The organism is Roseateles sp. FW301-B2 (assembly GCF_058788955.1).
The window spans coordinates 1-24282 of sequence record NZ_JBYTBE010000030.1; the positions used below are offsets into that span (position 1 = coordinate 1).

General features: G+C 67.3%; 28 protein-coding genes. 8 read left to right on the forward strand and 20 right to left on the reverse strand.

The features are described from left to right. A partial coding sequence (locus AC3WQY_RS18640; protein ID WP_492709999.1) for a Tim44 domain-containing protein occupies positions 1-750 on the forward strand: 750 nt, incomplete at its 5' end. 107 nt (positions 751-857) lie between these two features. After that, positions 858-2879 (forward strand): S9 family peptidase, encoded by a 2022-nt coding sequence (locus AC3WQY_RS18645; RefSeq protein ID WP_492710000.1) that lies wholly within the window; start codon positions 858-860, stop codon positions 2877-2879. Position 2880: 1 nt separating this feature from the next. On the opposite strand, the gene AC3WQY_RS18650 is transcribed toward AC3WQY_RS18645, so the two are convergent. The 6 genes from AC3WQY_RS18650 to rpsP form a co-directional block, all read right to left on the reverse strand. Beyond that, a complete protein-coding gene (locus AC3WQY_RS18650) occupies positions 2881-3870 on the reverse strand; it encodes a CobD/CbiB family protein (protein WP_285231642.1) in 990 nt (329 codons plus the stop codon). A 20-nt stretch (positions 3871-3890) separates the two neighbouring features. After that, positions 3891-4595, reverse strand: coding sequence for a CoA pyrophosphatase (locus AC3WQY_RS18655; RefSeq protein ID WP_492710001.1), 705 nt, complete (start codon positions 4593-4595; stop codon positions 3891-3893). A 139-nt stretch (positions 4596-4734) separates the two neighbouring features. Further along, a complete protein-coding gene (gene rplS, locus AC3WQY_RS18660; RefSeq protein WP_285231640.1) occupies positions 4735-5088 on the reverse strand; it encodes a 50S ribosomal protein L19 in 354 nt (117 codons plus the stop codon). Positions 5089-5195: 107 nt separating this feature from the next. Beyond that, entirely contained in the window at positions 5196-5954 is a 759-nt protein-coding gene (gene trmD / locus AC3WQY_RS18665; RefSeq protein ID WP_492710002.1) for a tRNA (guanosine(37)-N1)-methyltransferase TrmD, read from the reverse strand. A gap of 33 nt (positions 5955-5987) precedes the next feature. Beyond that, positions 5988-6593 carry a ribosome maturation factor RimM gene (gene rimM, locus AC3WQY_RS18670; RefSeq protein WP_492710004.1) on the reverse strand — a complete coding sequence of 202 codons (606 nt, stop codon included), beginning with the start codon at positions 6591-6593 and terminating at the stop codon, positions 5988-5990. Between the two features lie 8 nt (positions 6594-6601). Beyond that, positions 6602-6859, reverse strand: a complete 258-nt coding sequence (gene rpsP / locus AC3WQY_RS18675) for a 30S ribosomal protein S16 (protein WP_285231637.1) — start codon at positions 6857-6859, stop codon at positions 6602-6604. A 190-nt stretch (positions 6860-7049) separates the two neighbouring features. Here rpsP and AC3WQY_RS18680 point away from each other — a divergent pair, with 190 nt between their 5' ends. Beyond that, positions 7050-7610: a GNAT family N-acetyltransferase gene (locus AC3WQY_RS18680; protein WP_492710006.1), complete on the forward strand. Its 561-nt coding sequence runs from the start codon at positions 7050-7052 to the stop codon at positions 7608-7610. Beyond that, a complete protein-coding gene (locus tag AC3WQY_RS18685; protein WP_492710008.1) occupies positions 7607-8053 on the forward strand; it encodes a TM2 domain-containing protein in 447 nt (148 codons plus the stop codon). Before AC3WQY_RS18680 ends, AC3WQY_RS18685 begins: the two co-directional genes overlap by 4 nt. A gap of 63 nt (positions 8054-8116) precedes the next feature. Here AC3WQY_RS18685 and AC3WQY_RS18690 read toward each other — a convergent pair whose 3' ends face one another. The 10 genes from AC3WQY_RS18690 to murJ all read right to left on the reverse strand — a co-directional run bounded on the left by AC3WQY_RS18690 (position 8117) and on the right by murJ (position 17296). Next, the gene (locus AC3WQY_RS18690; protein WP_285231634.1) at positions 8117-9127 is read right to left on the reverse strand and encodes an inorganic phosphate transporter; all 1011 of its coding nucleotides are present in this window, start codon (positions 9125-9127) and stop codon (positions 8117-8119) included. A 13-nt stretch (positions 9128-9140) separates the two neighbouring features. After that, positions 9141-9788 carry a DUF47 domain-containing protein gene (locus AC3WQY_RS18695; RefSeq protein ID WP_285231633.1) on the reverse strand — a complete coding sequence of 216 codons (648 nt, stop codon included), beginning with the start codon at positions 9786-9788 and terminating at the stop codon, positions 9141-9143. A gap of 135 nt (positions 9789-9923) precedes the next feature. After that, complete coding sequence (locus tag AC3WQY_RS18700; protein WP_285231632.1) at positions 9924-10280, reverse strand: DMT family protein; 357 nt, start codon at positions 10278-10280, stop codon at positions 9924-9926. A gap of 9 nt (positions 10281-10289) precedes the next feature. Then, positions 10290-10784, reverse strand: coding sequence for a 2-amino-4-hydroxy-6-hydroxymethyldihydropteridine diphosphokinase (folK, locus tag AC3WQY_RS18705; RefSeq protein WP_492710011.1), 495 nt, complete (start codon positions 10782-10784; stop codon positions 10290-10292). 2 nt (positions 10785-10786) lie between these two features. Beyond that, positions 10787-12343: a polynucleotide adenylyltransferase PcnB gene (gene pcnB, locus AC3WQY_RS18710; protein WP_492710013.1), complete on the reverse strand. Its 1557-nt coding sequence runs from the start codon at positions 12341-12343 to the stop codon at positions 10787-10789. Further along, positions 12340-13008 carry a histidinol-phosphatase gene (locus tag AC3WQY_RS18715; RefSeq protein WP_492710015.1) on the reverse strand — a complete coding sequence of 223 codons (669 nt, stop codon included), beginning with the start codon at positions 13006-13008 and terminating at the stop codon, positions 12340-12342. Before AC3WQY_RS18715 ends, pcnB begins: the two co-directional genes overlap by 4 nt. Beyond that, positions 13005-13688, reverse strand: coding sequence for a DnaA regulatory inactivator Hda (hda, locus tag AC3WQY_RS18720; protein WP_492710016.1), 684 nt, complete (start codon positions 13686-13688; stop codon positions 13005-13007). The genes AC3WQY_RS18715 and hda overlap by 4 nt, the downstream gene beginning before the upstream one ends. A gap of 29 nt (positions 13689-13717) precedes the next feature. Further along, positions 13718-14779, reverse strand: a complete 1062-nt coding sequence (locus tag AC3WQY_RS18725) for an AI-2E family transporter (RefSeq protein WP_492710018.1) — start codon at positions 14777-14779, stop codon at positions 13718-13720. A 66-nt stretch (positions 14780-14845) separates the two neighbouring features. Then, entirely contained in the window at positions 14846-15724 is an 879-nt protein-coding gene (locus AC3WQY_RS18730; RefSeq protein ID WP_285231626.1) for a SirB1 family protein, read from the reverse strand. Between the two features lie 9 nt (positions 15725-15733). Further along, positions 15734-17296 (reverse strand): murein biosynthesis integral membrane protein MurJ, encoded by a 1563-nt coding sequence (murJ, locus tag AC3WQY_RS18735; protein ID WP_492710020.1) that lies wholly within the window; start codon positions 17294-17296, stop codon positions 15734-15736. Between the two features lie 143 nt (positions 17297-17439). Here murJ and rpsT point away from each other — a divergent pair, with 143 nt between their 5' ends. Next, positions 17440-17736, forward strand: coding sequence for a 30S ribosomal protein S20 (gene rpsT / locus AC3WQY_RS18740; protein ID WP_285231624.1), 297 nt, complete (start codon positions 17440-17442; stop codon positions 17734-17736). A 45-nt stretch (positions 17737-17781) separates the two neighbouring features. Here the strand turns inward: rpsT and AC3WQY_RS18745 are convergent, their stop codons facing one another. The 3 genes from AC3WQY_RS18745 to AC3WQY_RS18755 form a co-directional block, all read right to left on the reverse strand. Next, the gene (locus AC3WQY_RS18745) at positions 17782-18588 is read right to left on the reverse strand and encodes an alpha/beta fold hydrolase (protein WP_492710023.1); all 807 of its coding nucleotides are present in this window, start codon (positions 18586-18588) and stop codon (positions 17782-17784) included. A 30-nt stretch (positions 18589-18618) separates the two neighbouring features. Beyond that, a complete protein-coding gene (locus tag AC3WQY_RS18750) occupies positions 18619-19599 on the reverse strand; it encodes a M14 family zinc carboxypeptidase (protein ID WP_492710068.1) in 981 nt (326 codons plus the stop codon). A 282-nt stretch (positions 19600-19881) separates the two neighbouring features. Continuing rightward, on the reverse strand, positions 19882-20211 hold the full coding sequence (locus AC3WQY_RS18755; RefSeq protein ID WP_492710025.1) for a DUF3579 domain-containing protein: 330 nt from the start codon (positions 20209-20211) through the stop codon (positions 19882-19884). Between the two features lie 227 nt (positions 20212-20438). Here AC3WQY_RS18755 and AC3WQY_RS18760 point away from each other — a divergent pair, with 227 nt between their 5' ends. Both AC3WQY_RS18760 and argF read left to right on the forward strand, forming a co-directional pair. Beyond that, positions 20439-21650, forward strand: a complete 1212-nt coding sequence (locus AC3WQY_RS18760; protein WP_285231621.1) for an aspartate aminotransferase family protein — start codon at positions 20439-20441, stop codon at positions 21648-21650. Continuing rightward, positions 21647-22609: an ornithine carbamoyltransferase gene (gene argF, locus AC3WQY_RS18765; protein WP_285231620.1), complete on the forward strand. Its 963-nt coding sequence runs from the start codon at positions 21647-21649 to the stop codon at positions 22607-22609. The genes AC3WQY_RS18760 and argF overlap by 4 nt, the downstream gene beginning before the upstream one ends. A 9-nt stretch (positions 22610-22618) precedes the next feature. Here the strand turns inward: argF and AC3WQY_RS18770 are convergent, their stop codons facing one another. Continuing rightward, positions 22619-23428, reverse strand: a complete 810-nt coding sequence (locus tag AC3WQY_RS18770; protein ID WP_285231619.1) for a substrate-binding periplasmic protein — start codon at positions 23426-23428, stop codon at positions 22619-22621. A 95-nt stretch (positions 23429-23523) separates the two neighbouring features. On the opposite strand from AC3WQY_RS18770, the gene AC3WQY_RS18775 reads away from it, so the two are divergent. Beyond that, the gene (locus AC3WQY_RS18775; RefSeq protein WP_492710027.1) at positions 23524-24267 is read left to right on the forward strand and encodes a metallophosphoesterase family protein; all 744 of its coding nucleotides are present in this window, start codon (positions 23524-23526) and stop codon (positions 24265-24267) included. Positions 24268-24282: the final 15 nt, after the last annotated feature.

Genomic DNA, 24282 nt, shown 5'->3' on the forward strand with positions numbered 1-24282 from the left:
CAGCAGAGCACGACGCCGCAGGGTAGCGGCGTGCCGGCCCAGCAAGCCGCGCCCAGCCCCGCCCCGACCGGCACGGCCGCACCAGCCGCCGCGCCCAAGCGCAGCTGGATGGGTCCGATCGCCGGCCTGGCCGCCGGCCTGGGCCTGGCCGCACTGGCCAGCCATTTCGGCTTTGGCGGCGCACTGGCCAATGTGATGACCATGCTGCTGATCGGCGTGGCCCTGATGCTGGTGGTGGGCTTCGTGATGCGCCGCTTTGCGGCCAAGCCGGCCCAGGGCGCCGGCCTGCAGTATGCGGGTGCGGGTGCGGGTGCGGGCGCCGGTGCTGGCTATGCCCCGGCCGCCGCCGCTGCTGCGACAGCCCCGCTCGCTGCGGCGCCGGTGAGCAGTGCCGAAAACGAGGAGTTCGTGCAAGTCGCCAAGCGCGTCTTCATCCGCCTGCAGGCCGCCAACGATGCGGGCGACCAGAACGATTTGCGCAAGTTCACCACGCCGGAGATGTATGCCGCCGTGCAGCATGATCTGCTGGATCGCAAGGGCGCGCAGCGCACCGACGTGCTGCAGCTGAATGCGCAGCTGCTGGACCGTGCCCAGGAACCGGACCAGCAGGTGGTGAGCGTGCGCTTCTGGGGCCTGATCCGCGAGCAGAGCGAAGCAGCCGCCCAGTCCTTCGACGAGATCTGGCATCTGGTGCGCCCGCAGGACGGCAGCCGCGAATGGGCGATTGCCGGCATTCAGCAGACGCAGTGAGGCAAAACCCGGGGATCTGACCTAGTTCAGACCCGGCCGCTGTTGCCACAATCACGGGCCGCGCACCGCAGGGGTGGCGCGGCCCTTTCATTTCCGCGTACCCAAACATGCCCCACTCCTCTTCCAAGCGCTGCCGCGGCACCGCGCTGATCGCGCTGAGCCTGCTGCTGGGCGGCCTGACCCAGGCCAGCCAGGCGCAGGCGCCCCAGTTCCTGTCACCCAACCCCAAGCTGCTGGCCCAGGGCATCCCGGAGATCCCGCAAAGCCTGGCCGACAAGGTCACGGCCTACAACGACTTCCGCGGCCATGCCTTCGTGGACTGGCATCCCAGGCAGCGGGAGATGCTGGTGAGCCACCGCAAGGCCGGCGCCAACACGGCCCAGCTTTACCGCCTGACGAACCCGCAGGGCGAGCTGGAGCAGCTCACCGACGGCGCCGACCCGGTGGGTGAGGCCAGCTACGAACCCAGGCAGGGGCGCTACATCGTGTTCGAGCGCAGCAGCGGCGGCTCCGAGGTGGCGCAGCTGTACCGGCTGGATGGCAAGGGCGCCGCCCCGGTGCTGCTGACCAACCCGGACGAACGCCACAATATGAGCGCCTGGCTGCATCGCAGCGCGCAACTGGTCTTCACCTCGCTGCCGCTGGACCGCACCGCCCAGGGCGGCACACGCGCCCAGGTGACGACCGACATCTGGGTCATGGACCCCGAGAAGCCCGAGGGCAAGCGCCGCCTCGCCCAGCTGGAAGGCGGCGGCTGGGGCGTGCGCTCGGTCTCGCGCGACGACAGGCAGCTCGCGCTGACGCGCTATATCTCGGCCAACGAGTCCGAACTCTGGCTGCTGGACCTCGCCAGCGGCGCGCGGCGCAAGCTGCTGCCGGCCGCCGGCGACAGCGCGCGCGCGGTCTACTTTGCCGGCGAATTCAGCCACGACAACCGGCAGCTCTGGGTGCTCACCGACCGACACAGCGAGTTCCGCGAACTGGCGCGCCTGGATCTGCGCAGCGGCAAGCTGGTGCGCGTCTCGGCCGACATTCCCTGGGACGTCAGCGGTGCCACGCTGAGCCGGGATGGCCGCCTGCTGGCCGCGCGCGTGAACGCCGACGGGCGCGGCGAGCTGCGCCTCTTCGACGCGCTGAGCCTCAAGCCCCTGCCGACGCCGCCGCTGCCCGCCGGCAGCATCGGTGCGCTGCATTTCGATCAGCAGCGCGGCGAGCTGGTGATGGGCGTCAGCCATGCCCGAAGCCCCAGCCAGGTGTTCAGCATGGCGCGCACCAAGACCGGCTGGGGCGCGCCCCAGGCCTGGACCCAGGCCTATGTGCCGCCGGGCATCGACACCAGCCGCTTCGGCGAGCAGCAGCTGGTGCGCTGGAAGAGTTTTGACGGCCTCAGCATCTCCGGCCTGCTGAGCCTGCCGCCGACGCAGTTCGAAGGCAAGCGCCCGGTGCTGATCAGCATCCATGGCGGGCCCGAATCGCAGGCCACGATGGGCTTTCTGGGCCGCAACAACTACTACCTGCAGGAGCTGGGCATGGCCGTGATCCAGCCCAATGTGCGTGGCTCGGCCGGCTACGGCAAGCGCTTTCTGGCGCTGGACAACGGTTTCCAGCGCGAGGACTCGGTGAAGGACATCGGCGCCCTGCTGGACTGGATCGCCACCCAGCCGAACCTGGACGCCTCGCGCGTGCTGGTGACCGGCGGCAGCTACGGCGGCTACATGACGCTGGCGGTGGCCACCCATTACGCCGAGCGCATTGCCGGCGCCATCGACGTGGTGGGCATCTCGCACTTCGTGACCTTCCTGCAGAACACCGAGAGCTACCGCCGCGACCTGCGCCGCGTGGAGTACGGCGACGAGCGCGATCCGGCGATGCGCGCGTTCCAGGACAGGATCTCACCGCTCAGCAATGCCGCCAAGATCACGAAGCCCCTGTTCGTGGTGCAGGGCAAGAACGACCCGCGCGTGCCCTATACCGAGGCCGAGCAGATCGTCGCCAAGGTGCGCGAGAACGGCACGCCGGTCTGGTATCTGCGCGCCGAGAACGAGGGCCATGGCTTCGCCCGCAAGGAGAACCAGGACTTCCAGTTCTACGCGACGATCCTGTTCATGCAGCAGACGGTGCTGCGGTAGTTCAGCCGACCAGGTTGGCCAGCGTCAGCAGGGCCAGCAGCAGCATCCACAGCACCACCGAGCGCCACACCAGGCCGACCACGCTCTGCAGCGCGCCCAGCGAGGGCAACTGGCCGGGCGTGGAGCCATCGGCCAGGGTGGCGTCCATGTCGCCGCCGGCGTTGAAGGTCTTGCTGCGGTCCGGCGTGATGCCCGGCGCGGCCGAGCCGCCCAGCTGCACACCCAGGGCACCGGCCGCCGAGGCCAGGATGATGCCCTCGTTGGCATGCATCCAGAGCGCGGCGTCGCGCCGCCAGCCGTTCACCGCCTCCTCGAAATTGCCGACGATGGCAAAGCCGGTGGCGGTGAGACGCGAGGGCACGTAGTCGATCCAGCCGAACAGCTTGCGCGAGAGCTGCATCAGGCGCTCGTTGGTGGGCGCATCGATGGTGCGGCTCTTGAAGGCCCAGTAGCGGCTGGCGAATTCGGCCATGCGGTAGAGCACCGCGCCGGCCGGGCCCAGGCCCAGGGTGGAGAGCAGGATGAACCAGAAGAACACGCCGAACACATGGCGGTGCGCGGCCAGCAGCGAATGCTCGATGACATGGCGCAGCAGCTCGGTGCGCGGCAGCTCGCTGGCATCCAGGTGGCGCCATTCGGCCAGCAGGCGGCGTGCCTCCAGCTCATCGCCGCGCTCCAGCGCATCGCGGATGTCGGTGAAGTAATGGCTGAACTGGCGGAAGCCCAGGGTCAGGTACAGCACCGCCACATCCATGGCCAGGGCCAGCAGCACGCTGAAGTGGCGCAGCGTGATGTAGAGCAGCGCGGCCAGCAGGGCCGGACCCAGCGCGGTGATGCTCCAGACCACCGCAGCATGGTGCTCGCGGCCGGCGTCGAAGTTGCGCCCGGTCCAGCGCACCCAGCCGATCACGCCATGATGTACCGCGTTGCCATGGGGCAAGGGCTTGAGCTGTTCACAGAGCAGCGCGAACAAGACCGCAAAGAAGTTCATGGCCCGGGATGATAGCGGGCTCAGGCAGAGAGAAAGCGATAGAAGTTGCGCAGCATGGCCGCCGTGGCGCCCCAGATGAAGTATTCGCGCGGCTCGCCGCCTTGCCCGGCAAGATCTGACCCCGTCCAGGGCATGGAGAGGAAGTGGCGCTCGCCGCCCTCCCAGCTGAAACGGTGACGGCGATGGTGGGCCGGCGTCATCAGCCAGGCCAGCGGCACCTCGAAGGCCTCGGCCACCTCGAAGGCGTCGAGCTTGAGCTCGAAATCCGGCCGCACCAGCGCCACCACCGGGGTGACATGGAAGGCCGTGACGGTGGTGTAGACCGGCAGTTCGCCGATCACCTCGATGTGCTCGGCGCCAAGACCGATTTCCTCTTCAGCCTCGCGCAAGGCCGTCGCCACCGCGCTGCCGTCTTCGGGCTCGCTGCGCCCGCCCGGGAAGCTGATCTGGCCCGCATGGTCACGCAAATGGGCGGTGCGCTGGGTCAACAGCACCTGCAGGCCCTCGGGCCGCTGCACCAGGGGCAAGAGCACCGCGGCCGCACTCGGCTCGCGCTGGCTGAACAGCCCTCCGTCGCCGGGAAATTCGGGCTGCCAGGCCGGGGCGGCCGCAAAGCGCTGGCGCAGGGCCTCGGCGCGCAGCGCGGCTTCGGGCACGGCAGGGAGATGCGCATCGGTGCCGACAACAGGCACCCCCTGCGCGTTCAGAATGGGTGGGCGGGACATGGTGGGCCGAGCATAGAGCCGAAGCAAACGGTCGCGCTGTCGCAGGGTTAACAGGCGGGCAAAACAAAAGCCGCCGAGGCGCGGGCCCGGGCGGCTTCTGCTTGAGCGCGAACCGGCAAGGTTCGCACTGCAGCTGACCTTAAGCCAGCTTTTCCTTGATACGTGCCGACTTGCCCGAACGCTCGCGCAGGTAGTACAGCTTGGCGCGGCGCACATCGCCACGACGCTTGACTTCGATCGAGGCGATCAGGGGGCTGTACAGCTGGAACGTACGCTCCACGCCTTCGCCGCTGGAGATCTTGCGCACGATGAAGCTGCTGTTCAGGCCGCGGTTGCGCTTGGCAATCACGACGCCTTCGTAAGCCTGCACGCGCTTGCGGGTGCCTTCAACGACGTTCACGCTGACGATCACCGTATCGCCAGGGGCGAACACGGGGATGGTCTTGTTCAGACGAGCAATTTCTTCTTGCTCAAGGGTTTGGATCAAGTCCATGTTTTCACTCCAAGTGATCGTGCCAGCGCATGAATTGCTGTTGACGAGGCGGCGCCCCGTGTTGCCCGGCAGAGGATCGGAAAAGCCGATCATTATAGCTGAAAATGCTACACGCTCAAGGCGCGCAAAAAGGCTTCGTCCTGTTTACTCAGGCGGCCGGCGGCCCGCGCCGCCTCGATCAGCTCGGGCCGGCGACGCCAGGTCAGCTCCAGCGAGCGCTCGCGGCGCCAGCGCGCAATCTGGGCATGGTGACCGGACAGCAGCACCGGCGGCACCGCAACGCCGTCCAGCACCTCGGGGCGGCTGTAGTGGGGGCAGTCCAGCAGGCCGTCGGAAAAACTGTCCTGCTGGTGCGAGGCGGCATCGTTGAGCACGCCCTCCTGCAGGCGCGCGATGGCATCGAGCAGGGCCATGGCGGGCAGTTCGCCCCCCGAGAGCACGAAATCGCCCAGGCTCAACTCCAGCGTCACATGCTTGTCGAGAAAGCGCTGATCGATGCCCTCGTAGCGGCCACACAGCAGCACGCCGCCCTGCCCTTGCGCCAGCGCTTGCACCAGTGACTGGTCGATGCGCCGGCCGGTGGGGCTGAAGTGGATGATGGCCGGCGGCCCGGCATCGGCGGCCGCTTCGGCGCGCGTCAGCTTGACCGCCGCGAGCGCGCGTTCCAGCGGTTCGGCCAGCATCAGCATGCCGGGGCCGCCGCCATAGGGGCGGTCATCGACGCGGCGGTAGTTGTCTTCGGCGAAGTCGCGCAGCTGCCAGAGCCGCACATCAACCTGGCCGCTCTCATAGGCGCGGCGCGTCACGCCCGCCGTCAGCAGCGGGCCGAACAACTCGGGAAAGAGGGTGATCAGATCAAAGCGCATTGCGACGCGAAGCCTGCGCTGCGGCGCCGGGACTCAGAAGTCCAGGCCCCAGTCCACCGTGATGACGCGCTGCTCCAGGTCGACAGCGTCGACGAAAGCGGCCACGAAGGGAACCAGGCGCTCCTGGTCGGGCTTGATCGGCGGCGTGAGGCCGGGCGGCGCAATGCGCAGCACGCTGTGCGGGCCGGTTTCCATCAAGCCGATCACCTCGCCCAGGGTTTCGCCCTGGCGGTTCAGCACCGTGAGGCCGATCAGATCGACCCAGTAATACTCATCCGGGTCCGAGGACGGGAATTTGGCGCGTGAGATGTGGATGCTGGCGCCGCGCAGGGCTTCGGCAGCATTGCGATCCGAGATGCCTTCGACGTGGGCCACGATGCCATCGCCGTGATCTCGTACCGCGAGAATCTTGAGCAGGGAGGGAACGGCTTGCGCCTTCGCTCCCAGTGCGGCGTCGCCGGGTTTCAGAAACCAGCGGCGCGACGCGAACAGCGCCTGGGGATCGGTGGAATAGGCCTGGACGCGAATCCAGCCCTTGATACCCCAGGCGTCCAGCACACGCCCGACTTCAACCGCGTCAGCCGGCCACGCCGTCTCGTCAGAGGCGTTCGCGGCGGGGCGGTTGTCAGTGGGCGTCACCGTCAAGCTCAGGCTGCGACGACAGCCTTCTTGGCCTGGTCGACCAGACGTGCCACGGTGGGCGACAGCTGGGCGCCAACGCCGGTCCAGTAGGCAACGCGGTCGGTGGCCACGCGCAGCGACTCGGCAGCGCCGGAAGCCACGGGGTTGTAGAAGCCGACCTTCTCGATGAAGCGGCCGTCACGACGCTGCTGGCTGTTGGCCACAACGATGTTGTAGAAGGGGCGCTTCTTGGAGCCGCCGCGTGCGAGTCGAATCACGACCATGATGTTTCCTTTGATCTTTAGCGTTCCACCGCACCAGGAGACACTCAGGGCGAGCAGATCGGGTCGGTGGTCACAATGACCACCATGGCATGGCGCTGTAGATACGCCGGCGTCCCCACCGACCAGCACCAAAACCCGGCATTATAAACTCGGCCTAGCGATATTCCCCAGCATCAATGCACAAAATCCCATGACGACGCCAGAAAAACCAGGCTCCAGCCTGCTCTTACGCCCTAGCAACGAGGCCGATCTGGCCGCCATCCAGCAGATTTACCAGGTGGCCGTGCTAGAAGGCACCGGCACCTTCGAGACCGAGGTGCCCGATGTGGCAGAGATGTCGCGCCGCCGCGCCGAGGTATTGAGCCGCGGTCTGCCCTATCTGGTGGCCGAGCGCGATGGCCAGGTGCTGGGCTACGCCTATGCCAACTATTTCCGCCCTCGCCTGGCCTACCGCTTCTGCCTGGAGGACTCGATCTACCTGTCCCCCGCCGCCCAGGGCCAGGGTATCGGCCGCCTCTTGCTGGCCGAACTGGTTGCCCGCTGCGAGGCGCTGGGCGCGCGCCAGATGCTGGCGGTGATCGGCGATGCCGAGAACCGCGGCTCGGTCGGCCTGCATGCCGCGCTGGGCTTCGAGCACACCGGCCTGCTCAAGTCCGCGGGCTGGAAATTCGGCCGCTGGCTGGACGTGGTGCTGATGCAGCGCCAACTGGGCCAGGGCGACCAGAGCAGCCCCGCACAGGGCCAGGCATGAGCAGCGGCTACAAATCCAAAACCATCGCCACCTGGCTGGCCTTCGCGGGCGGCAGCCTGGGCCTGCATCGCTTCTACCTGCATGGCCTGGGCGACAAGCTGGCCTGGCTGCATCCCCTGCCCACCCTGCTGGGCCTGTACGGCGTGCAGCGCATGGACCTGCTGGGCCAGGACGACCGCCTGGCCTGGGTGCTGATGCCCATCCTGGGGCTGATGCTGAGCATCAGCATGCTCACCGGCATCGTCTACGGCCTCACGCCCGACGAGAAGTGGGATGCCCAGCGCAACCCGGGCCAGCCGCCACGGCGCACCGGCTGGGCGCCCATCATCGGCGTGGTGGGCTGCCTGCTGGTGGGCGGAGCCTGCCTGATGACCACGATCGCCTTCAGCGCACAGCGCTATTTCGAAAGCCAGGTCGACGCGGCGCAGGAGATCAGCCAATAAAAGCCAAGGCCCGCCCGAGACCGAGTCTCGGCGGGCCTTGTTGCGGCAGGGAGGCGCCGCCGATCAGAACAGCGAGAAGCTCACCCAGTAGCAGACGCCGGCGACGAAGGCCGAGGCCGGGATGGTGAAGATCCAGGCCCAGACGATGTTGCCGGCCACGCCCCAGCGCACCGCCGAGGCGCGCTGCACCGAGCCCACGCCGACGATGGCGCCGGTGATGGTGTGGGTGGTGGACACGGGCACGCCCAGCGCGGTGGCCAGGAACAGCGTGATGGCGCCACCGGTTTCGGCACAGAAGCCGCCCACCGGCTTGAGCTTGGTGATCTTCTGACCCATGGTCTGCACGATGCGCCAGCCGCCGAACATGGTGCCCATGCCGATGGCGGTGTAGCAGACCCAGATCACCCAGCTCGGCGGCGCCTTGTCGGCCGCGGCCGCATAGCCCGAAGCCACCAGCAGCATCCAGATCAGACCGATGGTCTTCTGCGCGTCATTGCCGCCATGGCCCAGGCTGTAGAGGCCGGCCGAGACCAGCTGCAGGCGTCGGAACCAGTTGTCCACCCGCAGCGGTGAACTGCGCCTGAACACCCAGGCCACGATCACCATCAGGATGGAGCCCAGCAAGAAACCCAGCAGCGGCGAGAGAAAGATGAACAGCACCGTCTTGCCGACGCCACCGGCCACCAGCGCGCCGGCGCCGGACTTGGCGATCACCGCGCCCACGATGCCGCCGATCAGCGCATGCGAGGAGCTGGAGGGGATGCCGTACCACCAGGTGATGACGTTCCAGCAGATCGCGCCGATCAGCGCACCGAAGATCACATGGTGATCGACCACGCCGGGGTCGACGATGCCCTTGCCGATGGTGGCCGCCACCTTGAGCTGGAAGAAGGCCACCGCGATGACGTTGAAGAAGGCCGCGAACAAGACCGCCTGCTGCGGCTTCAGCACGCCGGTGGACACCACGGTGGCGATCGAGTTGGCCGCGTCGTGAAAACCGTTCATGAAGTCGAACAGCACGGCCAGCACGACCAGCACTGCGACGACCCAGAACGCTACCTGTACCGATTCCATGAAGAGGATCCGATCAGGAGTTCTCGAGGACGATGCCCTCGATCAGGTTGGCGACATCCTCGCAGCGATCCGAGATCGACTCGAGCTGCTCGTAGATGGCCTTGAGCTTGATCAGCTCGCGCACATCCTCCTGCTCGCGGAACAGCTTGGACATGGCGGCACGCATCACGCGGTCGGCGTCGGACTCGAGCTTGTCGATCTCTTCGCAGGTCTTGATGGCCGCCTCGGCGGTCTTGGGCTCGCTCAGCTTGGGCAGCAGGGAGACCGCGTGTTGCACGCGCTCGCAGCACTTGGCCGAGAGCTCGCCCAGACGCAGCACTTCCTCCGGGATGCTGCGCACATCGTAGAGCTGCATGGTTTCGCTGGAGTCCTGCAGCAGGTCCAGGATGTCGTCCATCGCATTGATCAGGCCGTGGATCTGCTCGCGGTCGATCGGGGTGATGAAGGTGCGGTGCAGCAGGCGGTTCACCTCGGCGGTGATGCGGTCGGCCTGGTGCTCGTAGTCGTCCACCTCGATCGCGTATTTCTCGCGCAGCTGCGGATCCGCATAGTTCTGGATCATGGACATGAAGGCGCGCGCGCCCAGGGCGATCTTGTCGCCGTGTTCATTGAAGAGCTCGAAAAAATTGCCCTCTCGGGGCAGCAGCTTGCCAAACAGCATGGGTTCTCCTGAGGTGCCGGACCAAGGTGTCCAGCTCGCACCAACAACGCAGATTTCTTGGAAATGTCATCGCCGCGTCACGCGGCACGGGCTGGAGTGTAATTGCGAGCAGCGCACAAGCGAACCCCGCCGCGTTCAGGCACCCCGGAAAATAAAGTACACCGCCCCCATCAGGCACAGGCCGGCCCAGAGGAAGTCGCTGCGGAAACCCTGCCCCATATAGAGCATCGAGAAGGGCACGAACACCGCCAGCGTCACCACCTCCTGGGTGATCTTGAGCTGGGCCAGGCTGAAGCCGGCGCCATAGCCGATGCGGTTGGCCGGTACCTGCAGCAGGTATTCGAACAAGGCGATGCCCCAGCTCACCAGGGCGGCGATCCACCAGGGCTTGGCGGCCAGATCCTTCAGGTGCCCGTACCAGGCGAAGGTCATGAAGAGGTTGGACAGCATCAGCAGACCGAGGGTCTGCCAGCCGGCGGCGGTGGTGAACATGAGGTTCCTTCAGGTCCAGTTCAGCGGCAGGGGCTCGCGTTCCACGCGCTGGTCGGCCAGCCCGGCCAGGCGCGGCGCCAAGGGGCCCAGCACCGGCAGGCTCAAGGTCGGTGCGAGCTCCAGCAGGGGCAGCAGCACGAAGGCACGCTCGTGCAGGCGCGGATGCGGCAACACCAGGCGCGGCCGCTGCATGCTGGCATCGCCATGGATCAGCAGATCCAGATCCAGGGTACGCGGCGCGTAGCGGTAGGGTCGCTCGCGCCCATGCTTGAGCTCGATGGCCTGCATCGCGTCCAGCAGCTCCATCGGCGCTAGCCCGGTCTCGATGCGCGCCACGGCGTTCAGGTAATCGGGCCCGTCGGAGTCCAGGGCGGCGCTGCGGTAGGCGCTGGAAACCGCCAGCACGCGCGTCTGCGGCAGAGCATCCAGATCGCGCAGGGCCGCCTCCAGGGTGGCACGCAGCGCGCCGAGGTTGGCGCCCAGGCCGACATAGGCCTGCTCCATGCTCAATCCTGTGCCGGCGCCGCCTTGCTGGCCGGCTTGCGGCGACGGCGGCGTTTCTTCGCCGGCGCGCTGGCGCCTTCGGCCTGGGGTTCGGCCCCCTCCTCGGCTTCAGCGGCCGGCGACTGGCCACTCAGGGCACCGCGCGGCAGCTGATGCACCTTGCTGCCGCGGCGCACCTTGTCGGCTTCGCGGGCCTCGTCGATGAGGGCGCGGCGCTCCTCGTCGCTGCCCAGCGCAAAGTCTTCCCACCAGTCCACCAGACCCATCTCCACCTCGCCGACCTCGGCGCGCAGGAGCAGGAAATCGAAGCCGGCGCGGTAGCGCGGCTGATCCACCAGGCTGTAGGGGCCGTTGCCGCTGCGACGCTCGAAGCGCGGCTGCATCATCCAGATCTCGCGCATGTCGGCGGCCAGCTTGCCGCGGCCCGAGATGTCGCCGATGCGGGCATCGAACACCAGGTCAATGGCCTGCTGCAGCGCCGGGATGGGCGACTCGCCGGCCTCGCGCAGGCGCTGCCAGCGCGACTGCACCTCGTGCCAGAGCATGCAGGCGAGCATGAAGCTCGGCGCCACGCTGCGCCCTTCGGCGACGCGGCGGTCGGTGTCCTCGAAGGCGCGGCGCACGAACTGGCCGCGCGCACCCGCGTGCAGATTGCCCTGCTCGTCCAGCACCGCATCCAGGATGGGGAAGACGCCGCGTGCCAGGCCTTGCTTGCGCAACTCCTCCAGGCTGGCCAGCGAATGGCCGGTCTGCAGCAGCTTGATCATCTCGTCGAACAGGCGCGAGATCGGCACGTTCGCCAGCAGCTGGGCGCAGGCCTTGACCGGCGCGCGCGTCTTGGGCTCCAGCTCGAAGCCCAGCTTGGCCGCGAAGCGCACCGCGCGCACGATACGCACCGGGTCTTCGCGGTAGCGCGTTTCCGGGTCGCCGATCATGCGCAGCACGCGCTTCTTGGCGTCGGCCAGGCCACCGTGGTAGTCCACCACCATCTGCTTGACCGGCTCGTAATACATGGCGTTGACGGTGAAGTCGCGCCGCGCCGCATCCTCGATCTGCGGGCCCCAGACGTTGTCGCGCAGCACCCGGCCGCTGGCGTCCACCACATGAGACTTGCCGGCCAGTTCATCCTTGGAGGTCTTTTCGTTGCCGGCCACCTGCTCGGCCGACTCGTTGGCCAGCAGGGCGCGGAAGGTCGAGACCTCGATCACCTCGTGCTCGCGCCCGCGGCCGTAGACCACGTGCACGATGCGAAAGCGCCGGCCGATGATGAAGGCACGCCGGAACAGGCCCTTGACCTGCTCGGGCGTGGCGTTCGTGGCCACGTCGAAATCCTTGGGACGCCGGCCCAGCAGCAGGTCGCGCACCGCGCCACCGACGATATAGGCCTCGAAGCCGCCCTCGGTCAGCGTCTTGACCACGCGCACCGCGCGTTCGTCGAGCAACTCGGGGTCGATGCCGTGTTCGGCCGGCCCCACCTCGATGCGCTTGCCCAGCACGGTCTTGCCGGACTTGGCGGCGCCGGGTTTGCCCAGCAGCTTGTCTATGAATTTCTTGATCATGCAAAGAGCTTCAGTATGGGCCAGCCGCGCTCAAGGGCGAGCGCCTGCAAGGCCGGGGTCGGGTTGGTGGCCACCGGGTGGCTGACCAACTCCAACAAGGGCAAATCATTCATCGAGTCACTGTAGAAGTGCACCTGTTCAAACTCATCCCAGGCCCTGCCCTCGGCCGCCAGCCATTCCCGCACGCGCGTGATCTTGCCGGCCTGGTAGGAGGGCACGCCCTGCACCGCGCCGGTGTAGTGCCCCGTCTCGTCGCGCTGCAATTGCACGGCGATCAGGTGCGGCACGCCAAAGGCCTCGGCGATCGGGGCGGTGACGAATTCATTGGTGGCCGTGACGATGGCCACCAGGTCACCCGCCGCCTGATGCTTGCGCACCAGGGCCCGCGCATTGTCGCGCAACATCGGCGCCAGAACCTCGTCCATGAAACGCCGGCGCATCGCCAGCGCCTCGCCCAGGGGGCGCGAGCGCCATACCGAGGTGGCAAAGTCGATGTAGGCGTCCAGGTCCAGGCGGCCGGCCTGGTACTGGGCGTAGAACTCGTCGTTGCGGGCCGCCCAGGTGGCGCCGTCGGCCCAGCCGATCTCCACCATGAAGCCACCAAAGGCATGGTCGGAGTCCATCGGGATCAGGGTCCCGTCCAGGTCGAAGAGGGTCAGGTTCATGGGGCTTGCTCGTCGCTCATTCCATCGGTCAGCATCTGGCGCAGCAGGGGCACGGTGACGGCGCGCTTGCTGGCCATGGCAAATTCATCCAGCCGATCCAGCAAGCTCATCAGGTGCTTGAGATCGCGGGCAAAACGGGTCAGCAGGTAGTCCATCACCTCGTCGGCGAGGAAGATGCCGCGGCGATCCGCCTCGCGCCGCAGCACCGCGCGCATCTCGGCTTCGGACAAGGCCTGCAGGCCGAAGGTGGGCCCCCAGCCGAGGCGGCTGCGCAGGTCCTCGCGCAGCGGCAGGTCCACCGGCGGTGCGGTGCCGGTGGCCACCACGGCCAGGCCATGGGTGGCAGCCTCGACGAAGAGCGTGAAGGCGGCATGCTGCTGGCCGGCGTCGAAACGGTCGCAGTCATCCAGCAGCAGCAGGCTGGGGTTGGCGGGGAGCTCCCAGGGCAAGGGGGTGTCGGCGTCGTACCAGCCCACCTGGGCGCCGCCCTGCTGCCAGCGCTGCGCCAGCGCCTTCAGGGCATGGGTCTTGCCACAGCCCGGCGGCCCCCACAGAAACACCGGCGGCGAGCCGGGCTGCAAGGCGTGCAGCTGCGCCAGCGCCGCGGCATTGGCACCCGGCATGAAGTTGTCGAAGCTGTAGACCGGCTCGGGGCCGAGGGAGAGGGGAATCTGTTTCAAGAGCGTGGTCACTGCAGGTTCATTGCCGCTCAAGCCTTGTAGAGAGGGCTGCGCAGATAGAGCTCGCGCACGCGGCGCCCGGCCACCACGCCCAGGGCGCTGACCGGCAGGGCGATCAAGACACCCAGGAAGCCGAACAAATGGCCGAAGGCCAGCAAGGCGAATATCACCATCAAGGGCGAGAGGCCGATGCGCTCGCCCACCAGGCGCGGGGTGAGCACAAAGCCCTCGATGAGCTGGCCAAGGCCGAAGATCAGCGCCACCGCCAGCAGGCCATACAGGCTCGCGAACTGCAGCACGCCCGCCAGCAGGGCCAGCAAGAGCCCCAGGCCGAAGCCCAGATAGGGAATGAAGACGGCCAGACCGGTGAACACGCCTACCGGCAGTGCGAGCTCGAAGCCGGCCAGCGCCAATGCGACGCTGTAGTAGGCGGCCAGGATCAGCATCACCAGCAATTGGCCACGCAGGTATTGCCCCAGCATCTGGTCGCATTCGCCCAGAAAACCGCCGACGCGCTCGCGCATGCGCGGCGGCACCATGGACCAGGCGCGCCGCATCAGCTCGGGCCAGTCGTGCAAGAGGTAGAACAGCACCACCGGCAGCAGCACCGCATTGCCGACGATGGCCAGCAAGAAGCTGCCGCCGATGCGCGCCGAACTCAGCGCCGTGGCCAGCCAGTCTTCTAGGTTGGCGTCCAGGTACTTGAGCACAAAGCTCTTGATGCTGGCGGTGTCCAGCGCCGCGTTGATGCCATGCTGCTGCAACCAAGGCAGCACATGGGCGTTGAGGGCGTTCGCCAGCACCGGGATCTGCTCGCGCAGCAGTGGCAGTTCCTTGCTGAGGATGGGCACGATCAGCAGCAGCAGGGCCAGCACCAGCAACACCGCCACCACCTCCACCAGCAGCACGGCCAGCAGGCGCGGCACACGCCGGCGCACCAGCAACTCGACCGCCGGCGTCAGCGCATAGGCCAGTACCGCCGCGGCGATGAAGGGGGCCAGCACCGGCTGCAGCAGCCGCAGCAGCGCCAATGCCAACAGGGCCAGGGCGGCCCAGGCCAGGGCATGGCGTTGCGGGGTACTGAGCGTCATAGGGGATGGCCGGGAGATGGTGGGGGCTTGCGGCGCGGATTCTAAGTGCGCGGCGCCCCTTCACGCTCAGTGCAAGGTGGGGCCGCCCCTGGCACATTTGGCACGCCACTCCTGCAGCATGGCCTCCAGCGCCTGCCGGTCCGGCGCATCCGGCACCTCGGCAAGGTAATGCGCCAGATCCACCGCCGCCGCCTGCAAGTCCCCCAGCGCGAACCAGGTCATGGCACGGTCGCGGCACTCGGCAGCCTCGCCGGGCAGCAGGGTGACGAGGCGCTGCTGCACCTGCAGCAGGCGCGGCCAATCCTGGCCCGAGCGGTGGATTTCCTTCAGGTTGCGCAGCATGCGGGCCAGCACCTGGCGCGGGCTGGCGGCCTGCAGGAACAGCTCCATGGGCAACTCCTGGTCGTCCGGCAGGCCGGCGCCATGCCGGTAGGGCAGCAGGAATTCCTCCAGCGCATTGCGCGTCAGCGAGCGGCCGCTGAAGGGATCCAGCACCACCTCACCCTGCGGCAGGCGCAGCTTGAGCAGGAAATGCCCGGGGAAGGCCACGCCCTGCACGCGCAGGCCGATCTGCGCCGCCAGCTCCATGTAGATCACCGCCAGGGTGATGGGGATGCCGCGCCTGGTGGCCAGCACATGGTGCACAAAGCTGTTGCCCGCCTCGTAGTAGTTGTTGACGTTGCCGGCGAAGCCCAGCTCCTGATGGAAGTACTGGTTGAGCGCGCGCAGCCGGTAGGCAGCGGCGGCATCGGCCGGCAAACGCCGCTTCAGGCGCTGCGCCAGGGTATCGACCTCAGCCAGCACCTGCTGCACATCCAGCTGCGGGAACTCGTCCTGGGCGATGGTGATGGCCGCCTCAAGCAGGTTCAGGCTCTGCTCGTCGGCCACCAGGGCCGCAAAGTATTCCAGCGGCGTTGGCGCGCGCAGGCTCAGGGAGGCACTCATGGGCCGAGTTTATGCGCGCCGCACGAATTGGCGCAGCTTCAATCCGCTCAAGATCAGCACCGCGAAGTACAGCAGCGCAGAAGCCGCCAGGCTGCCCGCCATGTACAGGGCGCGCCACAGCTCGGTGGCCCCCAGCGCCACCCAGTCCAGCCGCACGGCCAGCTGATGCTGCAGCAGCCCCATCGCCAGGCTGGCCAGCAGCACGCGCAGGGCAAAGGGCAACCAACCCGGCGCGGGCGTGTAGCTGCCGCGCGCGCGCAGCCCGCGCAACAGCAGGCCGGCATTCACCAGGGCCGCCAGGCCAATCGAGAGCGCCAGGCCGGCCGCCCCCAGCCAGGGCACGAAACAGGCGTTCAGCAGCTGCGTCAGCACCAGCACGCCGACGGCAATGCGCACCGGGGTGCGCGTGTCCTGCCGCGCATAAAAGCCCGGCGCCAGCACCTTGATCGCGACCAGGCCGATCAGCCCCACGCCATAACCCATCACCGCGCTGGTGGTGTGCAGCACATCGTCGGCCTTGAAGGCCCCGCGGTGATACAGCACCGCCACCATCGGGCCGGCAAACAACAGCAGCGCCACCGCGCAAGGCAGGGCCAGCAGCAGCACCATGCGCAGCCCCCAGTCCAGCATGGCCGAGTACTGGGCCGTCTCGCCCTTGGCCTGGGCGGCCGAGAGCTGCGGCGTCAGCACCACGCCCAGAGCCACGCCCAGCAAGGCGATCGGAAACTCCATCAGGCGGTCGGCATAGGTCAGCCAGGAGGCGGCGCCGGGCGCCACCCAGATCGCGATCTGCGTATTGATGACCAGGGACAGCTGGGCCACGCCCACGCCCAGCAGTGCCGGCCCCATCTGGCGCAGGATCTGGCCCACGCCAGGGTGCTGCCAGGCGCGCCGCAGGCCACCCCAGCTCAGGCCCAGGTGCGGCAACAGACCCAGCCGGCGCAGCGCCGGAATCTGCACCGCCAGCTGCAACACGCCGCCGAGCATCACCCCGATCGCCATGGCGTAGATCGGCTGGTAGCCCATGGCCTGCAAGCGCGGCGCGAGCAGCCAGCCCGCGGCGATCACCGACAGGTTCAGCAGCACCGGGGTGACTGCCGGCACCATGAAGCGCTTCCAGGTGTTGAGAATGCCCGCCGCCAGCGCCACCAGCGACATGCAGCCGATGTAGGGAAACATCCAGCGCGTCATGACGATGGCGGCGCGGCGCGCGTCGTCCGCCAGCCCGGCGCCCAGCAGCCACACCAGCAGCGGCGCGCCCAGCACGCCCAGCAGGCAGGTCAGCAGCAGCGTCCACGCTAGCACGGTGGCCACCGCGCTGATGAGCAGGCAGGTGGCAGCATCACCCTCCTTGGCCCGGGTCGCCGCCAGCACCGGCACAAAGGCCTGGGAGAACGCGCCCTCCGCGAACAGGCGGCGCAGCATATTGGGAATGCGGAAGGCCACCTGAAAGGCGTCGGTGATGGCACTGGCGCCAAACAGCGCCGCCACCATCTGCTCACGCACCAGGCCGGTGACGCGCGACGCAAGGGTCAGGATGGAAACAAGGGAAGCGGCGCGCAGCAGATTCATGGGGAACGGGGTTTGCCGGCCATTCGACGGCCGGCGCATTATCTATTTGCGCCCGGGCTGGTCGACAAATCGCTTCAAGTCTTTGATCGCCGCAAGAAAAGTGCTACACTCGCGGTCTTTGCACCAACTGGTAGACCTATAACATGGCAAGCTCTTCCAAAGCCAAGAAGAAAACCGTCCGTTTGGCATCGGGCCGCAAGCGCGCCCGCCAGGACGTCAAGCTCAACGCTGCCAATACGGCACTGCGTTCCAAATTCCGCACGGTCGTGAAGAACGTGCAAAAGGCCGTGGTCGCTGGCGACAAGACCAAGGCTGCTGAATTGTTCAAGACCGCCCAGCAAGTGATCGACTCGGTCGCTGACAAGGGCATCTTCCACAAGAACAAGGCTGCTCGTCACAAGAGCCGTCTGTCGGCCAAGATCAAGGCCCTGGCCGCCTAATAGCCAGCCTGGTGCAAAGCAAAAGGTCCGCTTCGGCGGACCTTTTTACTTGGGCATCATATCGACCGGCGCCAGCACTTGCTGAGCACGCAGCCAGTCAGCCACCGACCGCGCCACCCAGTCTCCATCGTCCAGCGGCAGATCGTGGCCCGCATTGGCATGCAGGCGCAGAGGTACGCCCCAGGCGCGGCTGATCGCCTGCGAGCAATGCCAGTCCACCAGTTCATCGCCCTTGCTGCACAACAGCAAGGTCGGCGCGCGCGGACGCGCATAGCTGGCCCGGTAACGCATGGCCGCCAGCAGTTGGCGTATCGCATTACGCCGCCCCACCGGGTGGCTGCGCTGCAGCTCAACCCAGTTGTCAAGCACCGCTTCCGGCTTTTCAAGCAGGCGTGTCGTCAGGGACAGCACCTTGGCCTCACGCTGCCGCAAGCTAAGCCTGAACAGACTCAACAACAGCAGTGGCCAATAGTTGCTGGGACGCAAGCGCCTGAAAAAGGGACTGAAGGGTCGCAAGCTGGTATTGATCAGGACCGAGCCCGACACCTCCTCCGGATAGCGACGCATCCACTCGCTCACTACCATGGCACCCAGCGACATCGCGAGAAGGTGGTAAGGCGGAGGCAGGCCGCGCCTGAGCATTTCGTCGCGACAGGCCTCGACCATATCCGCCACATTGCTCGGGCTGGTCTGGCGATGCAGGCTGCCATTGCCCGGAAGGTCAAGCAGCTCAAGCTGCGCCCCAGGTTGCTGGCGCTGCAGTTCGGCAGCGAGCACCGCAGGGAAGCGCCCCCAATGCCCGCTTTCCCGGGTCAAACCTCGCAACAGAATCCAGGTAATTGCCCGGCTCATCCCCACCTCTGCCCAACGTCCATGCCAGCCTCAGCGACGATACCAACGCTGCACCGCCAAGTCATAGTGCGCGCGCCGCTGATCGCCCCGGGGCAACCAGTGCCCGGCACTGCTGGCAGCGCGGGACATGAAATCCAGCCAGGCTACATGGCGGCGCAAGACGCGCTGCCGCCGATGCTGGATCTGCGGATTGAATATGCCCAGCCGCGAGAATAGCTGGCGAGGATTCTTCTTGACCCAGACCCATGAGCCCATTTCCAGGGTCAAGGGTAGCAGCAAGCGCCCCGGCTCGGCGCGGGACTGCAGATACAGATAGTCCCAGAGGTCGCCATGCGTCAGATATTGACGACTCTGAGGCTCGAACAAGTAGCGATGCTCGGCATGGGTCTGATCCATGATCTCGCACAAGGCGTGCATTTCCGGCAGATGTTCGATCGGCTTGGCCGTGTGCGCGTAAGGAAACCAGACGCGGTCGCGCATGCCGAAGCCGGAATGGCAGTCCACCGCAAGGGCGATCTGGTGACTCAGCAACTCCTCGCGCACCAGCGCGCACAGTGCCAGGCTCTCCGGTGCCATCGCTGCCCCGGCGGCGCCCCGATACCAGGGCAGGCTGGCACTGAGGCGCTGCCCGGCCACCAGCCAGGGCACCGGCCCGAGCGCCTCCACCGGCGCATTGCGCATCAGATCCACACCTTGCGGATTGGCCCGGGTGCCGCGCTCCAGGCCGCCCGGATTCACCAAGGGCATGAAGACCATGCGCATACCTGCCAGTTGCCGGTGCAGCAGCGCGTCCCAGCGCAAACGCATCACCAAGCTGCGCAGATAGGCCATCACCACCTCGGTGCCGATGCGCTCCAGCCCGTGCACGCCCCCGAAGTAGCCGATTGCGGGAGCTTGCGGAGCCCGACTTCCCAGCATCAGTGCCAACAAGGGCCAGCGCTGTGCACCCGCCTCCACGTCGCCCAAATGACGCAACTCGACGTGCGGTGAGCCCGCCGCCAATTGCCGCATTTCCTCAACCCACGCCAGCGCTGATGCCGCCGGCTCGGACTTGCCGTCACCGCCCATGGCCATGCAAAGCGCTGAAGCATAGTCAAGCGCCTCAGCCGGCACCATGAGCCGATCGGCTCATCCCAGCACTCATGCTTTTGTCACCGTTAACGCTTAGCCTGTTCCGCATGGACGCGCCCACCACCACAAACCAGGCACCAAGACACCTGGCCCTTGCCCTCGCCCTCTTCTGCGGACTGCTGGAGTTGTACGCCCTGCTGCGGGCGCGCTGGCGCGTCTAGCTCAACCGCCGCTGCCGCGCTCGGGCAACAGGCAGGCCTCGGCCACCTGCAGGTGGTTGTCGCGGGCGAAGTTCATCACGAAGTCCCAGGCCATCGGCTCGATGCTCTTCAGCTCTTCGTTGACGATCACGCATTTCACGCCGTTGATGACGCGCGGCACGCAGTAGGGCGAGTAGCCGATATGGGCCCCGATGCCACCCTTGGCCCCGCCCGGGCGGAAGCAGGACATCGCCCCGGCGAGTCGCTCGGCCCAGTCGCTCGGCCGGAAGGCGCGCCCCTCCAGGGTCACACCCTGGATGAAGACTTCGCGCGGTTTGGGGGGCTGGCTCATGACGTGAAAGCGGCGGCCGCGGCAACAACCAGCCGCGGCGAAACCGCTATTGTGCCCTGGATGTGTTGCGCCGCAGCACGAGCCATCGCGCAGTGCGAACTTTCCAGCGGGACGCTGCGGCTTTGTGCGCGCAAACCCGGATTTGCTGCGATGCACACTTAGAATCGATCGCTCCCGGCTGGCGCCGGGTGTCCCCTTCTTGTTCCCTCCCCTTTCATGGAGACTTGATGAACGCCGCCGTATCGTCCGTGCCCCCGTCCGAACCGCATGTGATGCAAACCTATGGCCGACTGCCAATCGCGCTGTCGCATGGTCAGGGTTGCTGGGTCTGGGACGTGGACGGCCGACGATACCTGGACGGGCTGGGCGGCATTGCGGTCAACACCCTGGGGCATGCCCATCCCAAGCTGGTGCCGGCGCTGCAGGAACAGATTGCCAAGCTGATCCACACCAGCAACTACTACCATGTGCCGCTGCAGGAGCAACTCGCCGCCAAGCTCTGCGAGCTCTCCGGCCTGACGAATGTGTTCTTCTGCAATTCCGGCCTGGAAGCGAACGAAGCCGCGCTGAAGATCGCGCGCAAGTTCGGCCACGACCGTGGCAACCACAATCCCGAGCTGCTGGTGTTCGAGGGTGCCTTCCATGGCCGCTCCATCGCCACGCTCTCGGCCACCGCCAATCCCAAGATCCATGCCGGCTTCGGCCCGCTGGTGCCCGGCTTTGTGCGCGTGCCCTTGAATGACATCGCCGCCGTCGAGGCCGCACTCGACGCCCATCCCAACATCACCGGCATCTTCCTGGAGACCATCCAGGGCGAAGGCGGCGTGAACCCGGCGCGCATCGAGTTCCTGCAGGCGCTGCGCCGCGTCTGCGACGCGCGCGACATTCTGCTGATGCTGGACGAGGTGCAATGCGGCATCGGCCGCACCGGCAAGTGGTTCGCCCACCAATGGGCCGGCATCCAGCCGGATGTGATGCCTCTGGCCAAGGGCCTGGGCAGCGGCGTGCCCGTCGGCGCGGTGGTGTGCGGCCCGCGCGCCGCCAAGGTGATGCAGCCGGGCAACCATGGCACCACCTTTGGCGGCAATCCGCTGGCCATGCGCGCCGGCGTCGAGACGCTGCGCCTGATGGAAGAGGAAGGCCTGCTGGCCAACGCCGCCAAGGTCGGCGCCGAGCTCAAGGCCAGCCTGGCGCAGGGATTGGCTAGCGTGGCCGGCGTGGTGGAGATCCGCGGCCAGGGCCTGATGCTGGGCATCGAGCTCGACCGCCCGGCCGGCGCGCTGCTGGCCAAGGCGGCCGAGGCCGGGCTGATGATCAGCGTCACCGCCGACCGCGTGGTGCGCCTGGTGCCGGCACTGATCCTGAGCAGCGACGAGGCCGCCCAGATCGCTGCCATCCTGGTGCCGGTGATCAAGGACTTTCTGGCGGTGCCAGCATGAAGCCGGGGAACAGCCTGATGCGCCACTACCTGCAATTCCGCGACTTCCGCGCCGAGGAGTACGCCTATCTGTTCGAGCGTGCCGCCATCATCAAGCGGCGCTTCAAGAACTACGAGCAGTACCAGCCGCTCTCCGACCGCACCTTGGCGATGATCTTCGAGAAGGCCAGCACACGCACCCGCGTGAGCTTCGAGGCCGGCATGTACCAGATGGGCGGTTCGGTGGTGCACCTCACCACCGGCGACAGCCAGCTGGGCCGGGCCGAGCCGATCGAAGACAGTGCGCGCGTGATCAGCCGCATGGTCGACATCGTCATGATCCGCACCTTCGAGCAGACCAAGATCGAGCGCTTTGCGGCGCACTCGCGCGTGCCGGTGATCAACGGCCTGACCAACGAGTACCACCCCTGCCAGATCCTGGCCGACCTCTTCACCTTCATCGAGGCGCGCGGCATGGACCGCCGCGGCGCCATCGACATGGACTGTCTGAAGGGTCGCGTGGTGGCCTGGGTGGGCGATGGCAACAACATGGCCAACACCTGGCTGCAGGCGGCCGAGATCCTCGGCTTCACCGTGCACGTCAGCACCCCCAGCGGCTACGAAGTGGACCCGGCCGTGGCCGGCATCCAGAACCGCGCCTGCTACAAGGTCTTCAAGGACCCCAACGAAGCCTGCCGTGGCGCCGACCTGGTGACCACCGACGTCTGGACCAGCATGGGTTACGAGGCCGAGAACGAGGCGCGCCGGGCCGCCTTCGCGGACTGGTGCGTGGACGCCGACATGATGGCCCAGGCCAAGCCGGACGCGCTCTTCATGCATTGCCTGCCGGCCCATCGCGGCGAGGAAGTGGCGGCGGACGTGATCGACGGGCCGCAGTCGGTGGTCTGGGACGAGGCGGAAAACCGCATGCACGTGCAAAAGGCGCTCATGGAGTACCTGCTGCTCGGCCGCATCGGCTGAGCAAAGGCCTCAACGAGGGCGGATGCTGCCGTTCAGGCTGCCGGCGGGATAGTTGCGCTGGAACGCCTTCCAGACTGCCCCCGTCCTGGCGCTGCGCTCCAGCAGTTCGCGCAGCGCCTCCCGATCGCCGTCGCTGAGGCTGGCCCGCGACAGATAGGCGCCGCTGTCGGCCCAGGGCAGCTCCTCCACCGGCTCATAGCGCAGCCGCTCCAGCAGGGCCTGGTAGCGCGGCTCGGCCGAGATCGCGCCCACCAGGATGGAGGGCGCCATGATGGTCAGATCCGACATGCCGCTGCTGAGCGAGCGTGCCACCGCCAGCGCATCCACCTCCAGCGAGAGCCGTCGCTGCTCGCGCAGCTCTGACAGCAGGGAACGGTAGGCGTCGCCATAGTCGAAGCCCCGCACCAGCGCGACGCGCAGCTCCTTGCGCTCCAGCAGCTCATCCAGGCTGGTGATGGCGGGACGCTCGCTGCGCAGGGAGATCAGCGTGGCGCGCGCGAAGATCAGCGGCACGAACAGCCCGAACTGGTCGCGCCGGGAGGAACGGCTCGCCGGTATCAGCAGATCCGCCTTGCCGGCCTCGAACATGGCCTCCTGGCGCGCCCGCGGCACCACGCTGAACGCGAAGTCGCAGCCCTCCTTGGCAATGCCGCGCAACAGCTCGGGATAGACCCCGCCGGGCAGCCGCCCATCCACAGTGACGCTCAGCCCCACGGCGGCCAGCGGCGCCTCGATCACGCGGCTGCACGCCGCCAGGCTGAGCTCGCAGGCACCTTGCGCGAGCGTGAAAAGAGCTGTCAGTCCAAATACGCGCCACATGCCTGTACTGCCGTCCTGTTCGTTGCAGGATAACCGAAGCCGCGGGCGGCAAGGATCAGCCAGCCGTCAGTCAAACATGGCAAGCTATGCGGGTCATGAAAATTGCCCTGATCACCGACCTGCACGCCAATCGCGAAGCCTTCAGCGCGGTGCTCGACCATGCCGAGTCCCAGCATGCCGACCAATATGCCCTGTTGGGCGACTTCGTAGGCTATGGCGGTGACCCGGCCTGGGTGGTGGATCGGGTGCGCCAAATGGTCGCCGACGGCGCCATCGCGGTGATGGGCAACCACGACAGCGCCGTGCTGGAAGGCCCGCTGCCCAGCATGCGCGACGACGCCCGCGCCGCCGTGCTCTGGACGCGTGCCCAGCTGAATGCCGAGCAGCTCGCCTTTCTGGCCGCCCTGCCGATGAGCCAGACCCAGGAAGACCGGCTCTATGTGCACGCCAATGCCTACGACCCGCGGGCCTGGGAGTACATCCAGGGGCGCCTGGAGGCGATGCGCAGCCTGCATGCCACCGAGTGCCGCTACACCTTTTGCGGCCATATGCACGAGCCCATGCTCTACCACCTTTCGGGGACCGGCAAGGCGGGCGACTTCAAACCGGTGCCGGGCATGTCGATCCCGCTGCTGCCCAACCGCCAGTGGCTGGCCATCCCCGGCTCCTGCGGCCAGCCGCGCGACGGCAACCCAGCCGCCTGCTACGCCCTGTTTGACACCGTGAGTCACGAGCTCTGCTTCCAGCGCGTGCCCTACGACCATGATGGTGCCGCCGCGCGCATCCGCGCCGCCGGCCTGCCGGAGCGCCTGGCGCAGCGCCTGCTGACCGGCGAATAGTGCCTATCGAGGAAT